The organism is Mesorhizobium sp. C416B (assembly GCF_030323165.1).
Classification (GTDB): Bacteria; Pseudomonadota; Alphaproteobacteria; order Rhizobiales; family Rhizobiaceae; genus Mesorhizobium.
The window spans coordinates 1,819,766-1,835,648 of record NZ_CP100471.1 but is presented as its reverse complement, the minus strand read 5'-3'; the positions used below and the strand labels follow the sequence as shown (position 1 = coordinate 1,835,648).

General features: G+C 66.0%; 12 protein-coding genes. 3 read left to right on the top strand and 9 right to left on the bottom strand.

What is annotated here, in order from left to right:
* Both tssB and tssA read right to left on the bottom strand, forming a co-directional pair.
* Complete coding sequence (gene tssB, locus NLY43_RS09230; RefSeq protein WP_023673718.1) at nt 1-537, bottom strand: type VI secretion system contractile sheath small subunit; 537 nt, start codon at nt 535-537, stop codon at nt 1-3.
* 6 nt (nt 538-543) lie between these two features.
* Nucleotides 544-1,722: a type VI secretion system protein TssA gene (tssA, locus tag NLY43_RS09225; RefSeq protein ID WP_023687034.1), complete on the bottom strand. Its 1,179-nt coding sequence runs from the start codon at nt 1,720-1,722 to the stop codon at nt 544-546.
* Nucleotides 1,723-2,046: 324 nt separating this feature from the next.
* On the opposite strand from tssA, the gene tssH reads away from it, so the two are divergent.
* Nucleotides 2,047-4,821, top strand: coding sequence for a type VI secretion system ATPase TssH (gene tssH, locus NLY43_RS09220; RefSeq protein ID WP_023709956.1), 2,775 nt, complete (start codon nt 2,047-2,049; stop codon nt 4,819-4,821).
* Here the strand turns inward: tssH and NLY43_RS09215 are convergent, their stop codons facing one another.
* The 6 genes from NLY43_RS09215 to NLY43_RS09190 form a co-directional block, all read right to left on the bottom strand.
* Nucleotides 4,822-6,057 (bottom strand): VWA domain-containing protein, encoded by a 1,236-nt coding sequence (locus NLY43_RS09215; protein ID WP_023709955.1) that lies wholly within the window; start codon nt 6,055-6,057, stop codon nt 4,822-4,824. It abuts the gene before it with no gap.
* A gap of 2 nt (nt 6,058-6,059) precedes the next feature.
* Nucleotides 6,060-8,312: a DUF5682 family protein gene (locus tag NLY43_RS09210; RefSeq protein ID WP_023709954.1), complete on the bottom strand. Its 2,253-nt coding sequence runs from the start codon at nt 8,310-8,312 to the stop codon at nt 6,060-6,062.
* A gap of 4 nt (nt 8,313-8,316) precedes the next feature.
* Complete coding sequence (locus tag NLY43_RS09205) at nt 8,317-9,396, bottom strand: ATP-binding protein (protein ID WP_023673899.1); 1,080 nt, start codon at nt 9,394-9,396, stop codon at nt 8,317-8,319.
* A gap of 19 nt (nt 9,397-9,415) precedes the next feature.
* Nucleotides 9,416-10,849, bottom strand: coding sequence for a DUF5691 domain-containing protein (locus tag NLY43_RS09200; protein WP_023713226.1), 1,434 nt, complete (start codon nt 10,847-10,849; stop codon nt 9,416-9,418).
* Nucleotides 10,846-12,249, bottom strand: coding sequence for an SWIM zinc finger family protein (locus NLY43_RS09195; RefSeq protein WP_023709952.1), 1,404 nt, complete (start codon nt 12,247-12,249; stop codon nt 10,846-10,848). The genes NLY43_RS09200 and NLY43_RS09195 overlap by 4 nt, the downstream gene beginning before the upstream one ends.
* A gap of 98 nt (nt 12,250-12,347) precedes the next feature.
* Nucleotides 12,348-12,887 carry an Lrp/AsnC family transcriptional regulator gene (locus tag NLY43_RS09190; protein WP_023709951.1) on the bottom strand — a complete coding sequence of 180 codons (540 nt, stop codon included), beginning with the start codon at nt 12,885-12,887 and terminating at the stop codon, nt 12,348-12,350.
* Nucleotides 12,888-12,935: 48 nt separating this feature from the next.
* Here NLY43_RS09190 and NLY43_RS09185 point away from each other — a divergent pair, with 48 nt between their 5' ends.
* Both NLY43_RS09185 and NLY43_RS09180 read left to right on the top strand, forming a co-directional pair.
* Nucleotides 12,936-14,114: an MFS transporter gene (locus tag NLY43_RS09185; protein WP_023709950.1), complete on the top strand. Its 1,179-nt coding sequence runs from the start codon at nt 12,936-12,938 to the stop codon at nt 14,112-14,114.
* Between the two features lie 60 nt (nt 14,115-14,174).
* Nucleotides 14,175-14,594: a GNAT family N-acetyltransferase gene (locus NLY43_RS09180; protein WP_023684459.1), complete on the top strand. Its 420-nt coding sequence runs from the start codon at nt 14,175-14,177 to the stop codon at nt 14,592-14,594.
* Here NLY43_RS09180 and NLY43_RS09175 read toward each other — a convergent pair.
* Entirely contained in the window at nt 14,591-15,706 is a 1,116-nt protein-coding gene (locus NLY43_RS09175) for an anhydro-N-acetylmuramic acid kinase (protein ID WP_023709949.1), read from the bottom strand. The two genes, NLY43_RS09180 and NLY43_RS09175, sit on opposite strands and share 4 nt — an antisense overlap.
* Nucleotides 15,707-15,883: the final 177 nt, after the last annotated feature.

Below are 15,883 nucleotides of genomic sequence, written 5' to 3'. Positions count from 1 at the left end.
CTATTCCTCACCCTTGTCGTCGGACAGCGCCTGGGCGGCGATCTGGCCAAGCAGCGGCTGATTGTTCAGCAATTGGGCGATGCGCTTTTCGGCATCGACGCGGCCGTCCATGAAGCCGAGCAGCTCCTCGAGCTGGCGCCGCATCTTGAGGATTTCGGCCAGTTGCGGGACCTGTTCGGCGATCTTGTCGGGGGCGAAATCGCCCATCTTGGTGAAGGTCAGGTCGAGCGCCAGTTCTTCGTCGCGCTCCTGTCCCTCGGCCTGCGGCAGCGTGTTCTTCACCCGCGCCTTGACCCTGGGTCCCAGCGCTTCCATGAATTTGGGGAAGCGGTTGGCATCGGTCTCGACAAAGGAACGGTCGAGCACCGTCTTGGACGCTTCCCTGGTCTGCGATGCGCCCGACAGGTCGGCCATCACGCCCATGACGAACGGCAGTTCGATCGTCGTCGGGCTGCCGTAGGTTTCGACATCGTAGGCGATCTGCACGCGCGGGGCGCGATTTCGCTCGATGACCTTCGCTTTGCTTTCGGCTGGCATGTGTTGCTACCTTTCATCCTTCTGGGCAGTCTTCTTGGCGTCGGGAACGCCGGCGAGCAGCCGGAATTCCTTGAGCCCCGACGGGGCGAGGTCTTCCATCAGTTCAACGAAATCCATGTGCACCATCCTGCGCACCCGGCGGGCGAGATGCGGGATCGGACTCGACGGCTCGGTGCGGTCGTAGAACGCGACCACAAGGTCGAGGCACTTCACCACATCGTCGCGCGAGGAAATCCTGTCCGGGAGCCCCGCACCGGTCTCCGCGTAGCTTGCCATCGTCTCGGCTCCATGACCGTTTCTGACCGGCGCGGCCGGGCTTGCCGGGGGAGCAGCCGGGCTGGCAGCCCCCTTCGTCGCTGCCTCTTCCGTGGTCTCGACCGCCGTATTGCGTTCCAGCGTCGTCAGCACGCGCTGCAAAAATCGTTTCAGGTCCGGGACGGCGGCCCCGTTGCTGTCAAGGCGGGCATTCAGCGCCGCATCGACCGCGTCGAGCGCCTCGATCGCTGCGTGCGCCCCGGCGATGAGCGCCGTCATCTGTTCACCGGCCTGGTCCTGATGGGCGGCACAACCGCTGCCCACCCGGTTCAGGAGCTGTCCGTGCGCGCTGACCAGTGCTGCCTTCTCCGTGGCATTCAATCCCGACGCCGCTTCCTGAAGCATGACGCGATCGTCGAGCGCACCCTGTTCGAGATCGCGTCCGCTGATCGGCCCGATGGGACGCGGCGCGAAGAAGACCATCTGCCTGAGGTTCGCCAGCAGGCCTTCCTGGCCGTTCTGCAGGTCGGCCAGCGCGTTGAGGCGGCGCAAGGCGGCCTCGCGTGGTTGGGGGCTGGCCCGCAGCGCCGGGTGCATCGTCTCCCAATGCGTCTCGAAGGTCCTTGCAATCAGGGTCAGGCCCTGTGCCAGTCCGGCCAATCCCTCTTCATTGGCCAGCGCCCGGGCGACAATGACGAGCAGGCGCAGGTCGCGGCCATGCGAACGCAACTCCTCGGCCTTGCCGAGCACGGCAGGCCAGTCGACCGGAATGGTCGATTGCGCGGCTGGCTTGTTGCGCCCGTCATGGACGACCTTGACCTGCGGCTCCGTGAGCCGCTCCAGCTCATGAAAAGCCGGATCGTTGCGCAAGTCTTCGCCTGACGGATTTTCACCGTCCAGCGGAGCAAGCCAGAGTGCGAGATCGATCACAGATACCCCCGGCGACCGGCTCTAAAACCGTACGTGACCCAACGTTAGCACACGGTTGCATATTCCCACAATTCGCCATCCGCTCAAAAGTTAACGAGCGCTAATGAATGTCGGTGCAACTGCGTCTCGGATGGCGCAATTCATGGCGTGCTTGGCTAACCTCGTATGTGAAGCGCATCGCATAGGATTAGAAAAAATCGTGGTTGTCTGCATTTGGCGGCGCGGGACTCTCCACAAAGGGAAAAGGCCGGCTGCATCAAGCGCTTTGTCAAGCGGCTGCTTATGTGGCAGGCTGTCGACGGGCAGATTGCAGGAGCACGTTCGATGGAACAGCGCCGGTCGTCGCAGGGGTTCAAACGCAAGGAACTGGTTGGCAAGCTCAATCCGGTCTGCCTGCGCGCCTTCAAGGCCGCCGCCGACAGCGCCAAGCTGCGCGGCAATCCTTACGTCGAACTCGTCCATTTCATAGAACAACTGGTGCTGTCCGAGCGTTCGGATGTGCAGATGATCATTGCCGATGCCGGCGTCGATGCCAGCCGGCTTACCAGCGAAATGACCCGCGCCGTCGACAAGCTGCCCTACGGCGCCACCTCGATCGAGGAATTTTCCGACCACATCTTTCACGCCATCCAGGAGGCCTGGAACCTGGCGACGCTGGAATTCGGCATGGAGGAGGTCCGCAGCGCCCATGTCGTGCTCGCCTGCCTGAAGACGCCGGTGCTGGAAGGCCTGGTGGCGAAGATCAGCGGCGAATTCGACAAGATCGACGCCGACGGGGTCATCGCCCGCTTTGCCGAGGTGGTGGACGGTTCGCTCGAAGCCGGCGCCACGGCAGCAGTGGCTCCCACCGCGGAGGCGCCGCGGCGAGCTCCGGGCGGGGACTCCGCGCTGGCCAAATACGCCACAGACCTCACCCAGCGCGCCCATGACGGCAAGATCGACCCGGTCGTCGGCCGAGACCCGGAGATCCGGCAGATCATCGATATCCTGATGCGGCGCCGGCAGAACAACCCGATCCTGACCGGCGAGGCCGGTGTCGGCAAGACCGCGGTGGTCGAGGGGTTTGCCCTGCGCATCGCCCAGGGCGACGTGCCGCCGCCCCTGCAGGGCATCAGCGTGCGTATGCTCGACGTTGGCCTGATGCAGGCCGGCGCCAGCGTCAAGGGCGAGTTCGAGAAGCGCCTGAAGGCGGTGATCGACGAAGTTCAGTCATCCGAGACGCCGGTCATCCTGTTCATCGACGAGGCGCACACGCTGATCGGCGCCGGTGGTGCCGCCGGAACCGGCGATGCCGCCAATCTCTTGAAGCCGGCGCTGGCGCGCGGCGAATTGCGCACCATCGCCGCAACCACCTGGGCCGAGTACAAGCAGCACATCGAAAAGGACCCGGCGCTGACCCGCCGTTTCCAGGTGGTCAAGATCGATGAGCCGTCGGAAGCGGTCGCTGTGCTCATGCTGCGCGGTGTAGCCGGCGTGCTCGAACAGCATCACGAAGTGCAGATCCTGGACGAGGCGATCGAGGCGGCGGTCGGCCTGTCGCATCGTTACATCCCGGCGCGGCAATTGCCCGACAAGGCGGTCAGCCTGCTCGACACCGCTTGCGCCAGGGTGGCGATCTCGCAGCATGCGACGCCGGCCGAGGTCGAGGACATTTTGCGGCGCCGCCAGGCGCTCGAGGTCGAAAGCGGCATCATCGGCCGCGAGGCAGCGATCGGCATCGAAGTAACTGACCGGCAGGCGCGGGTCGAGGCCGGGCTCACTGAGACGGGGACCATGCTCGCCGCCGCCGAGGAGCGCTGGGAGCGCGAAAAGGCGCTGGTTGCCGAGATCCTCGAACTGCGCGCGCGGCTGCGCGGCGACGGCGTCCCGCTCGATGCGGTGGCGACAGCTGAGGCCGATGCCGAACCGGCAGCGCCGGACGAAGAAAAGACCAAGGTGCCCAAGGCCGAGACGCCCAAGGCCGAAGCGTCCGAGACCGAAGCGCCGGCTGCCGAGGCTGCGCCGTCAGATCCTGTCGCCGATCTGGCGCGGCTGCGTGAACTCATGGCCGAGCTTGCCACCGCGCAAGGCGAGACGCCGCTGATCCTGCCATCGGTCGACCGCAATGCGGTCGCTGCCGTGGTCCAGGACTGGACCGGCATCCCGACGGGACGGATGCTGTCCAGCCAGACCGAAAAGGCGCTCAAGCTCGCCGACACTTTGTCCGAACGAGTCGTCGGCCAGGATCACGCCATGGAGATGATCGCCAAGCGCGTGCAGACCAGCCGCGCCGGGCTCGGAGCGCCGGAAAAGCCGGTCGGCGTGTTCCTGCTCTGCGGCCCCTCCGGTGTGGGCAAGACCGAGACGGCCCTGGCGCTGGCCGAGACGCTCTATGGCGGCGAGCAGAACCTGATCTCGATCAACATGTCCGAATTCCAGGAGGCGCACACCGTCTCGACGCTCAAGGGCGCACCGCCCGGCTATGTCGGCTACGGCAAGGGTGGCATTCTCACCGAGGCCGTGCGCCGAAAACCCTATTCGGTGATCCTGCTCGACGAGGTCGAGAAGGCGCATCCCGACGTCCACGAGATCTTTTTCCAGGTCTTCGACAAGGGCATGATGGATGACAGCGAGGGAAGGCGCATCGACTTCAAGAACACGCTGATCCTGCTGACGTCCAATGTCGGGTCCGAAGTCATCATGGAGCGGACCGGCAACGGCACGGTGAGGGCAGGGCTCGACGGCCTCGATGCTGCCCTGCGCGCTCCACTGCTGAAGGTGTTTCCAGCGGCCTTCCTCGGCCGCGTCGTGACCATCCCTTACTATCCGCTTTCGGATTCGATGATCGAGGCCATCACCCGCCATCAGTTCGGCAAGATCGCGCGGCGGCTGCGCGCCAGCCACGACGCCGAACTGGTGATCGGCGACGGCGTCATGGCGCTGGTCAAGGCGCGCTGCACCGAAATCGAGTCCGGTGGCCGCATGATCGACGCCATCCTCACCAACACGCTGTTGCCGGAACTCAGCCGCGGCGTGCTGAACCGGTCGCTCGACGGCGAGAAGATGACCAAGGTGACCGTCAGCGCTTCCACTGACGGGTTTGCCTATTCGTTCGAATAGTCAGGCCTGACTGCTCGGCTCCGTCTCGGCGCGGATCAGCTTGATGTCGGCGCCGGCTGCCCAGGCGCCGATATCCTCGCGCCGCAACGCCGCCGCCATCATGTCGGGAAACAGGTCCGGCGTGCAGGCGAAGACCGGTATGCCAAGTGCCGCGACCGAAGCCGACATCGCCGGATCATAGCCCGGCCGGCCCTGATCGGTCAGCGCCAGCAGCACGATGACATTGACGCCGGACCGGACCAGCGCCGCAAGCCGCCGCAGCAAGTCCTGGCCGTTGCCGCCCTCATAGAGGTCGGTGATCAGCACGAAGTGGGATTTGGTCGGCCGCTCGATGCGGTCGGCGCAATAGGCGACCGCCTGGTTGATGTCGGTGCCGCCGCCGAGCTGCACGCCAAACAGCACCTCGACCGGGTCGCTGAGCTCTTCGGTCAGGTCGACGATGGCCGTGTCGAAACAGACCAGCTTGGTGCGCACGACCGGCAGCGACGCCATCACCGCGGCGAAAATCGAGGCGTAGATCACCGAGCTCGCCATCGAGCCGGACTGGTCGACGCACAGCACCACTTCGTCGAGATCGACCAGCCGGCGTTGCTTGCGCATGAAGCCGACCAGTTTTTCCGGCACGACGGTTTTGTGCTCAGGCTGGTAGTGGCGAAGATTGGCCGAGATGGTGCGCGGCCAGTCGATGTCGCGTTGGCGCGGCCGGTTGGTGCGTCGCGACTTGTCGAGCGCGCCACGGATCGCCTCGGCGGTCTTCTGCTCCAGCCGCTGCATCAGCTTGGCAACGATGTCGGCGATGATGGTGCGGGCGATGTCCTTGGTCTTGGCCGGCATCACCGAACGCAGCGAGATCAGGTCGGCGACGAGGTTGACGTCGGCCTCGATCGCCTTGAGGAATTCCGGCTCCATCAGCATCTGCTTCAGGTTCAGCCGCTCAAAGGCATCCTTCTGGACGATCTGGACCACCTGGGCGGGAAAGAAGGAGCGGATATCGCCCATCCATTGCGCCACGCGTGGCGCCGAGCGGCCGAGCCCGCCGCGCCGCTTGCGCGGGTCGGCATCCGCATTGGCGCCGTCGCCGTAAAGCGCATCGAGCGCCGAAGACAGTTTTTTGTCATCACTGGAAAGGGCGGAGGAAGCCTCGTCATCGGCGCCGATCGCCAGCCGCCAGCGGCGCTCGCGCCCGCTATCGGATGATGCTGGGCCGGGTTCGGGCACTTCGGCTTCGGCATCCATTGTCACACTCCGCCCGCCAGCAATGGCCCAAGCCGCTCCAGGTGACGGCGCCAGCCCTCGCCGCCATCCGGCGCCGGCGTCAGGCCGGCCGGCAACCTTGCGGTGCGGCCGAGCACGGCCTCGATCAACCGCTGCCGCTCCATCGAGTCCAGATTGGAGAAGACGCGGCGCAGCAATGGCAGATGCGCGATGAAAGCGTCCTCGTCGAGCGATTTCAGCCACCCATCGACGGCGCCGCGCAGGCCCTCGTCATAGATCAGCCGCTGGCCGGCAGTGCTGAAGAAACCTTCGAAGAACCCCGCTGCCTGGGCGACCGGCGTCCCCGGCGACAGCCTGCGTCCGAGCAGCCCGGCGGCGTCCTCTGCCGACAGTTGGCCGGCTTCATAGAGCAGATGCGCGGCGCAGCCGGCGAGCAGCGCCGTCGAGCGCGGACCTTCCAGCACGCCGGTCAGGCCGTTGCGCCATGCATCGAGCACGTCTTCGCCGGGCTCGACCAGCCGGATCGCCGTGTCGGCCTTGCGCACAGCACCGACCAGCGTGGTGGCGGCCTGCTCGTCCAGGTCGCGCACCGCATAGGGCAGCGCGATCGCGCCCTCGACGATCAACCGTTCCAACAAACCGGACAGCCGGTTGGTTTCGGTCTTGCGCGCCTCGCCGTAACGGATGATGTCGGCAAGCGGCGGCACCGAGGCCAGCATCTCCAGGCATTCGCTGCTGTGCGCTGCGCGCGCCTCCAACGCTACAAGGCCGGCGCTCGCGGCCTCCGACAGATCCGCCGTAATGGCGCTCTGGACAAGGGCGGCAAGCGTGTCGAGGCTCGCGGCCGCACCGAGCATCTGGATCAGGCGGCCATTGGCGGCCTTTTCGATAGTCGGGCCGTAGATCAGGTTCTCGACCAGGCGCACGGCATATTCCGGCTCCCAGGCCAGGGTCCATTTTTCGCGAAAGGTGCCGCGGCTGCGGCCGGCGTCGGCCAGCCTGCCCCATTGCACGCCAAGCACGTCCAGCCGGTGCAGCAATATCGAACGAAACAGTCCGCTTTCGCTGCGCAGATCGACCGACAGCTCGCGTTCCAGCGCCTCCGGCTTCAGCCGCGCCGCCTTCTGGTTGCGCTGCAGGTCCTCGATCAGCGGCGCCAGCGGCGTGTCGGGCGGAATCTCGCCGACATCCGCGCCCAAAAGCAACTCGGCCTCGACCAGCGCCCACAGCACCGCTTCGCCGTTGAACAGCGCCGCGATCGCGGCATCGCGCAATTCCTCGAAGCCGGGCTTCGGCCGCTCGCGAATGGCAGCCAGTGTGCGCGCAAGCCGCTCGGCCTCGATCAGCGACGCGGTCGACACCAGATGGCCCTTCGCCCGCAGCACCGCCGCGATCGTCGCCAGCCACAGCGTCGCGGCGTCGCGCCGCCCTCGTGTGCGCCACAGATGCTTGCACCAGCCGGGCGCGACGACGCCAGCGCCATAACCATAGCCCAGCGCAAGACGCGGCCCGGTCCATGGCGCCCATGTCATGATGCTTTTGCGCCGGGCAATTCCCTTGATCAGCGCCTGGTCGTTCTTCTGCGTGTGCGCGGCCTGCAGGGCCGGCACATGCCATGCGCCGCAGACGACGGCGATCGGTCCGGCGAATTCCTTGCGCGCGGCGGCGATTTCCAATCGCATATGCGCTTCACGCTTGGCCTCGAACGGCGCGATCGCACCTTCGCCGTCGCGCAGCGTCGTCATCGCATCGGTGATGGCAGCGAAGATTGGACCCGGCTGCGGATTCTGCTCGATAATGTCGGCCCACCAGCTTTCGCCATCTTCATAGCCGGCGGCCGCAGCCAGCGTGCCGATCGGGTCGCGATGCGATGCGGGCTCGCCATCCTCACCGGTTTCGTCCTTGGGTTCGGGCTTGTCGGCGTCAGCCGTTTTGTCGGGGTCGTCGGTTGCCGGTGCCGCGAACCGTGCCGATGACGGCAGGTCGATGAACCGCAATGCCGCCTTGTTCGCCACCGCCCACACCGCCGCCTGGTATTCCGGCGAGAACTCGGCGAACGGCCAGAAACTTGTCGCGGCCGGATCGTCCTCGGGGTAGCAGAGCAGCGCCACCGGCGGCTGCATCTGCGGGCGCGCCAGCAATGGCAGCAGGGCGGACGCGTCGCTCGGCCCTTCGATCAGCACCGCGACCGGCTGCAAGTCCCGCAGCGCCTGCACCAGGCTGTCGGCGGAGCCCGGCCCGTGATGGCGGATGCCGAAATAGGCGACGTCGCTCATGACCTCAGATCGCTGCGTTCAGCGCCGCGTAATAGCCGGCATAGTCCGGCCGCTTCTTGAGCACCGTTTCGAGATATTCCTCCAGCACCACCTTGTCCTGCACCGGGTCCTTGACGATGGCGCCGACAAGGCTGGCGGCGAGGCCTTCGGCGCCGAGCTTGCCGCTGTCGAACCACGCCGCCTGGCTGAGGCCGCCGACCATGGTGGCGATCGCCTCGGCGGTCGAGAGCGAACCCGAAGGCGTCTTCAGCGTCACCTTGCCGTCGGCGGTTGCGCCCGAGCGCAGCTCGCGGAAAATGGTCAACACGCGAGCGATCTCCTCGCCGACATTTTTCGGCACCGGCAGGTCGAGCCCGCCGGCCATCTCGTCGACCCGCTTGGAGACGATCGCCACCTCTTCCGCCATGTCCTCGGGCAGCGGCAGCACCACCACATTGAAGCGGCGTTTCAGCGCCGAGGACAGCTCGTTGACGCCCTTGTCGCGGTTGTTTGCGGTGGCGATGATGTTGAAGCCGCGCTGGGCATAGAGCGACGTGTTGAGTTCCGGGATCGGCATCATCTTTTCCGACAGCACGGTGATCAGCGTATCCTGTACATCGGAGCCCATGCGCGTCAACTCTTCCAGGCGGCATAGCTTGCCGCTCTCCATGGCGCGGTAGAGCGGCGTCGGCACCAGCGCCTCCTGGCTCGGCCCTTTGGCCAAAAGCTGCGCATAGTTCCAGCCGTAGCGGACCTGGTTCTCGTCGGTACCGGCCGTGCACTGCACGATCAGCGTGGAATTGCCCATGATGGCGGCGGCGAGATGTTCCGACACCCAGGATTTTGCGGTGCCGGGAACGCCGAGCAGCAGCAGCGCGCGGTCCGTGGCGAGTGTCGCCACCGCCGTTTCCATCAGCCGGCGGCGGCCGACATATTTTGGCGATATCACGGTGCCGTCGCTTGCCTTGCCGCCGAGCAGGTAGGTCAGAACGGCCTTTGGCGACAGGCTCCATCCCGCAGGTTTTTGCTTGTCGTCATTGCGCGCCAGCGCCTGCAGTTCAGCGGCATAGGCCTGCTCGACGGGGAGGCGGATGGCTGCGTTCATGGTGCTGTTCTCCGGATTGTCATGTTTTGGTTCCCGTCATTGCCGCGTTGAGGCGCAGGAAAACGAGCGAGGCTGCCGCCGGCAGCATGCCGGCCGCAACAATGTCGCCGATCAACCGTTCAGCGGTCTCCGCTGTGGCAAGAAAGCCTATCGTTTCCAGGGCGTGGTCCGCGCTTCGCTTCGCGGGCTCGTCGTTTCCCGCAACCATGGTGCGCAGTGCCGACAGCGCCTTGCCATTTGTCAAATCGTCCCATTCAAGCCAACTCGCTTCGGCGCCTTCGACCAAGTTGAGCGCTTCAAGATTTTGAGCGTCCTTCAGGATCCGCCTGATCAGGTTCCGCTTCCTGCCGCTGTCCAAACGCAACATGAGGTGGAAGACAAACAATGCCGACTTGCCACCTTCGGCGACAAGCGTATCCGCCAACAGCGCCACCGTGGCATCGCTGCCGGACACGGCGACCATCCGAACGAGAGACAGATCCGCTCTGTCATCGGCACCGAATTGCCATGCCCCGATGAAATCGGACTCTGTTTTGCCGAAATGCGCCGCAAGATCGACCAGGTAACAGCTTGCGAACAGGTCGACGCGACGACTTTCTTGCGCAGCCGATTTGAGTTTTGCCGGCGTGTATGTGGTGCGGCGGCGGATGAAGCCGGATTTGCCTTCTGTGATGAAGGCGGCGAGTTCGGCAACGGGGTCGTCGGCTTCGTCGTTGCCCGGCCGGCCATGCTCGCCCAACCTTGCCAGCAGCCGGCCCGCCAGCTCCTGCACCTTGCCGGAGCGGTCGGTTGCCAGGCTTTTCAGGAATGGCGCGTCCGTGGGCGTCAGGTTGAAATGCATGAGTTCGATGAGCGCCAGCCGGACTTCAGCCGGCTCGCCCGTCGCCTTGGCTTCCATCAGGCTGCGGGCCGTGGCCGGATCGCGACGGCGCATCTCGGCCAACGCGATACGGCGCGCGGCGGGGTAAAAGTCATCCCAGTTCTGCGCCGTCAGCTGCTCCTGCGGGGCAATCTTCAGCCCCTCGACGCTGGCCTGCCAGTCGATCCACGGCGCATAGATGTCAGGGCTGTTCTGGTCTGATGCCGACGGCATCCAGTCCATCGGATGCAGCACGTAGCCGCGGCTGGCGACGAGCGTCGCGACACGCGACTTGCGCTGCGCATCGGCGGCGTTCTTCAGGGCCGCCCGCAACAGCGGCCGCAACCGCTCCGGCAGCAGCGGCAGGCCAAGCCTCGGCAGCGGCGGGCGCCGCTTCAGCGTCTTCGGCGCCGACGGCCGCAGGCCGACATCGAGCGCCTGCGCCGCGATCGCCAGCAGACGTCGCTCCCGTTCGTCTGGGCTTGCGCCACCCGCGATCTCCTTCCATGCGGTTGGCGCCAGATCGAACGCGGTTCCGCCGGTGATCCAGCAGTCGCGCATCGTCGCCAGGCCGGTTAGTTCGAGCTCGTTCATGACAGATCGAGCCTCCCGAAGCCGCTTTGCGCGGCCAGCAGATCGAGCCGCGCGCCGTTCCAAAGCGCTGCCGTGGCCGCGAGGTCGAGGCCAAGCACGGTCTGATCGACGGTCCCGCTAACAGGCAGGGCGATCCCTTGCGGGTCGTGCGCCGCTTGCCACCAGGCGGTGCCGCGCTCATCGAGCAGGATAGCGCCGGCAGGCAGCATCAGCGGGCTATCGGTCGACCAGGGCGCTGCGTCCTGGTGCGCCGCATGCGCCGCGAGCGGGTCCTTGACAGCGTCGAGGCCGAAATCCGGCCAGGCGCCCGACACGACGTCGCCCTTGCGCTCCGCCACCAAGGCCCGCAGTGGCTGGCGCGACGGGTAGAATACCAGGCGGGCGTGGAACCGGTCACCGGGCGTGAACGCCGCCGAGCGGCGGCCGGCCGAAGCCGGAAAGAAATCGAGCAGCAGCCCAAACTGCGGCGTCGGGCTTTTCAGATCGAGCAGCCAGGTCGAATGGCTGACGAGACCGTCGCGGCGGGTCTCGATCTTCTCGCCGACGACCTCCCAATGGCTGTCGACCTGCTTCGCGTCGGGACTGGACAGAACCTGGTCGCGGGTTTCGGACGCCGACACCAGTCGCTTCAGCTCGGGATCGTCGGGCGCCGAGCGCCAGGCTTTGGCCAGCAGCACCAGCTTGCCGAGTTCGCGGATCGCCGCGTCCGGCCGTTCCTCGCTGCGCAGCGCCATTAGCCGGGCCGGGATTTCGTCGATGCGTCCGGCAAGCGCCGTCGCCTTCATGTCGACGAGCCGCGCCGCAATGCGGCGGCAGCGCTCGCTGCTGGCGTCGGCAAAGGCGGAAAGGCCGAGCCGCAGCTGGTCGGCAATCCACTGGTCGAGTTCGTCCAGCGCGCCTGCCACCGCGGTGCGCGTATCTTCCGCCCGCTTGCGCTGCGCCGTCTCGCGGCGCTCCGTCGCGGCGGCGTCATCGACGGTGCTTTCCTCCGCCTGCGAGGCCTCGCCAATGCTCTTGCCAGACGCGCCCCTGCCAGGCTTTGCGTCGACCGGCGGGGGCGCAGTCTTCCTGCGCCGGCCAAGCCAGTCATTGACCCATTCCGGCGTTGTTTCGGCTGATGTGAAGCTGGCCGGCGCCGTGGCGGCGATCCACATCAGCGCCAGCGTGTGCTTGCAGGGAAATTTTCGCGACGGGCAGGTGCATTTGTAGCCGTGGTCGCCGGTGTCGACGACGGTGCGATAGGGGTTGGATCCCGAGCCCTGGCATTCGCCCCAGATCAGCGCCTGCTGCTCGTTCTTCTCCAGCCGCGGCCAGTTCGAGCGCTTGGTGAGCTTCGAGGCGGCGCTTAGCGACGCCTGATCGGGGGCCAGCGCCTCGATGGTTTTCAGTTCGAATTCCAAGCCGCGCCTCTCGTCACCCCAAATCAATGCCTGGCATCAATATAGGGTGCCGTTTGTGAAGGATTGTTGTGGCCCCGGCAAGACGAAGATAGCGCAGATCAGTACAGCGGCGTGGCCATATGCCGGGGCGTCGGCCATTGCGCCGTGATCTCGGGCTGCACAGGGCGCTCGAGATAGGTCGACAGCACGACATAGCTTCGCGTCGAGGTGACGCCGGGCGTTTCGTAGAGACGCGCCAGCAGGCCTTCGAGCGCCCTGGTGTCCTCGGTGCGGACCTTGAGAAGCATGCAGGTGTCGCCGGCCACCGAATGGATTTCCTCGACCTCAGGATATTGGGAGACGGCCATCAGCTCCGGTGTCTTGCCCCAGCCCTTGGTATCGATATGCACGAAGGTGAGCAGCGGCTTCTTCACCGCCTTCGGGTCGATGATCACAGCGGTGCCGCGGATGGCGCCGCTGCGCCGCAGGCGCTTGACCCGCTCATGCGCCGCAGGCGGCGAAAGGCAGACGCGTTCGCCAAGTTCGGCGTAGCTGATCGTCGCATCCTCGACCAGCACGCCTAATATTTTTCGGTCGATTGCGTCGAGCTCTCGGGCAGCTACCTTGTTCTGCAGAACCCCATCTGTTTCTTCGTCCATATCGAAATTCCTTGTTGTCGCGGAATTCAGTTCGGCCATTATGACCCGATGACGAACGCGCATCAAGCTGCAACGCTCCATCAGCCGATCCCGGCGCTGGCCTATCTCCTGACCGGCTGCATCGCCGTCATCGGCTCGAACTCGCTGGTCCTGGGTCCAATTGCTCCGGCAGTCGCCGCATCCTTCGGCACCAGCGTGCCGGCGGTGATGGCCGCGTCGGCCGCCTTCGGCCTCGGCACTTCGGCCAGCGCGTTGTTCCTCGCCCGCTATATCGACGGCGTCGGCGCCCGCCGCATGCTGCAGGGCGCGCTGCTTCTTCTGGCCGTCGGGCTTCTCGCCAGCGCGCTGGCGCCGACGGTGATCATGCTGGTCGCGGCCCAGGCCGTCGCCGGCATCGCCGCCGGCGTCGCCATGCCGGCCATCTATGCCAGTGCAGCGGCAATTGCGCCGCCCGGCCGCGAAAGCGGCACGATCGGCGTCGTGCTGACCGGCTGGACGGTCTCCATGGTGGCCGGCGTGTCGCTGTCGGCCGTGCTTGCCGATCTCGTGCACTGGCGCGCCGTCTTCGCCGCCGTCGCGGTGCTTTCCGCCATTGCGCTTGCTGCCTTGTCGATGACCTCGCTCAGCGACGTCAGGAAGAGCGGCCCGGCACCGTCGCCGTTCGTTGCGCTGGCCATTCCGGGGATCGTGCCGCTGCTCATCGCCTGCACCGCCTTCATGACCGCTTTTTACGGCGTCTACGGCTATCTCGGCGATCATCTGCACCAGGATCTGGGCGAGCCCGTCAGCGCCAATGCGCTGGCCGCGCTCGCCTATGGCGCCGGCTTCGGCGCCGCGGCCTTCCTCGACGGCGTCATCGACCGCATCGGCGCGCGGCGCGTCATGCCTTTCGCCTATCTGCTGGTCGCCGTCGTCTATGTCGCGATCGCGCTCGCAAGCAGCAATTTCGTGCTGATCCTGGCTATGATCGCCATCTGGGGCCTTGCCAATCATTTCGGCCTGAACGTGCTGGTGATGCGCCTTACCGCGCTCGATCCGTCGCGCCGTGGCACCATCATGGGCCTGAACAGCTCGGTCACCTACCTCGCCGTCTTCATCGGCACCACCAGCTTCGGGCCGCTTTATTCATCGTTCGGCTTTGCCATCTGCGCCATCGTCGCCGCCGTGCTGATGCTGGTTGCGGCAGCAGCGGGGTCATGGCGATCGCCGCTGCCCATCAAGCCGTAAAGCTTGCGTTCTCATCCCGTCCTTCGCTAGAGCTTGGCTTGCCATGCGAGCCCCGCCCGGATGAAGACGACGCTTGAAACCACTGCCGACCCCTCGTCAGACGACCTCGCCTTCCTGGCCGAGCGGCTGACGGCGTTCAATGACGGCGATGTCGGCCCCTCCGGCCGCAAGCCGATCGCCGTCTTCGTTCGTGATGAGCACGGCGCTGTCGTCGCCGGCATTTCGGGATACACCGCCTGGGGCTGGCTCTATGTGCAGTGGCTGTGGGTCGACGAACGCCTGCGCGGCCGGCATATGGCCGGCGACATGCTGGGCGCTGCCGAGGAGGAAGCGGTCAAGCGCGGCTGCCAAAACGCCTGGATTGATACGTTCAATCCGACAGCGGCCAAAGTCTATGAGCGGCAAGGCTACCGGCGCTTCGGCGAACTGCCTGACTTTCCCGTCGGCCGCAGCCGCATCTTCCTGCAGAAGAAGCTCTAACCTGCCAGCCGCCCGCCTTGCATCGGCCGCGGCACGCCGGTGGTGCTGGGAAAGCTGATCGGCAGGCCGCGCAGCACGCGCACGGCAAGGAAGGCAAAGCATTCGGCCTCCACCGCATCGCCTTTCCAGCCCAGTGTCTCGGCCTGCACAACCTCGACGTTGGCGCGCCTCGCCAGCATCGCCATCATCGTCGGGTTGCGGCGGCCGCCGCCACTGACCGCCAGCCGCTTCGGCCGGCGCGGCAACAAATCGAGCGCCTTGCCGACGGCCGAGACGGTGAAGGCCGTCAGCGTCGCCGCCCCATCCTCTGCGCCGAGGCCGTCGGCCATGGCGGCGCCGAAGTCGAAACGGTCGAGCGATTTCGGATAGGGCTTGGTCAGATACGGATGCTGGAGCAATTTGGCCAGCCGCACTTCATCGACGGTGCCGGCCGCGCCCAGTGCGCCGTCGCGGTCCATCTCGCCGAGGCCGTTTGCCTTGATGAAATCGTTGAGCGGCGCGTTGGCCGGGCCAGTGTCGAAGGCGACGATGTTGTCCTTGCCGTCCCACCAAGTGACGTTGCCGACACCGCCGAGATTGAGCACAGCGGTGTCCCCGCTGGCGTCGGCTTCCCTCAAAAGCGCCGCGTGGTAGGCAGCCGCCAGTGGTGCGCCCTGGCCGCCAGCGCGCACATCGTCCGAGCGGAAATCATAGGCGACCTTGGCGCCCAAAATGGAATGCATCAGCGCGCCATCGCCCAACTGGCGCGTATCGCCGCGCCGCCCGGGTTGCGGGGCACGATGCAGCACGGTTTGGCCGTGAAAACCGACCACGCCGATATCGCCCATGGTCAGGCCGTAGCTTTCGACAAGGTCCTTCACCGCCGCCGACTGCGCCCGCGTCAGCGCCTCCTCGGCTTCGGCAAAGATCGCCGGCTCCGGCCCGTCGAAATTCCACACCCGGGCCTGACGCAGCGTCTCCTCCAGCAAGGCACGGATCGCTGCGGGGTAGGGGGCCAGCGTATAGGTGCCGAAATCGGCGATCCGCTCGCCATCGGTCTTGATCAGCGCTACGTCGATATTGCCGTCAAGCACGGTGCCGGTCATCAGGCCGACGGCCCAGATTGGTTCCACGGTCGACTCCCTTGCGACACCGTTTGCGATTCCAACGCAATCACCTGTCGGACGGATTGTCTCGCCAGGCAAGACCCTGGCCGCGGTCGATTGCTCCGAACCTGCCGGCAGGGTTTTTCACCGAACAGCGAAAATCGAGCAACGCCGTTCTTGCGTCTCGCCGCTCAAGACGCCAGC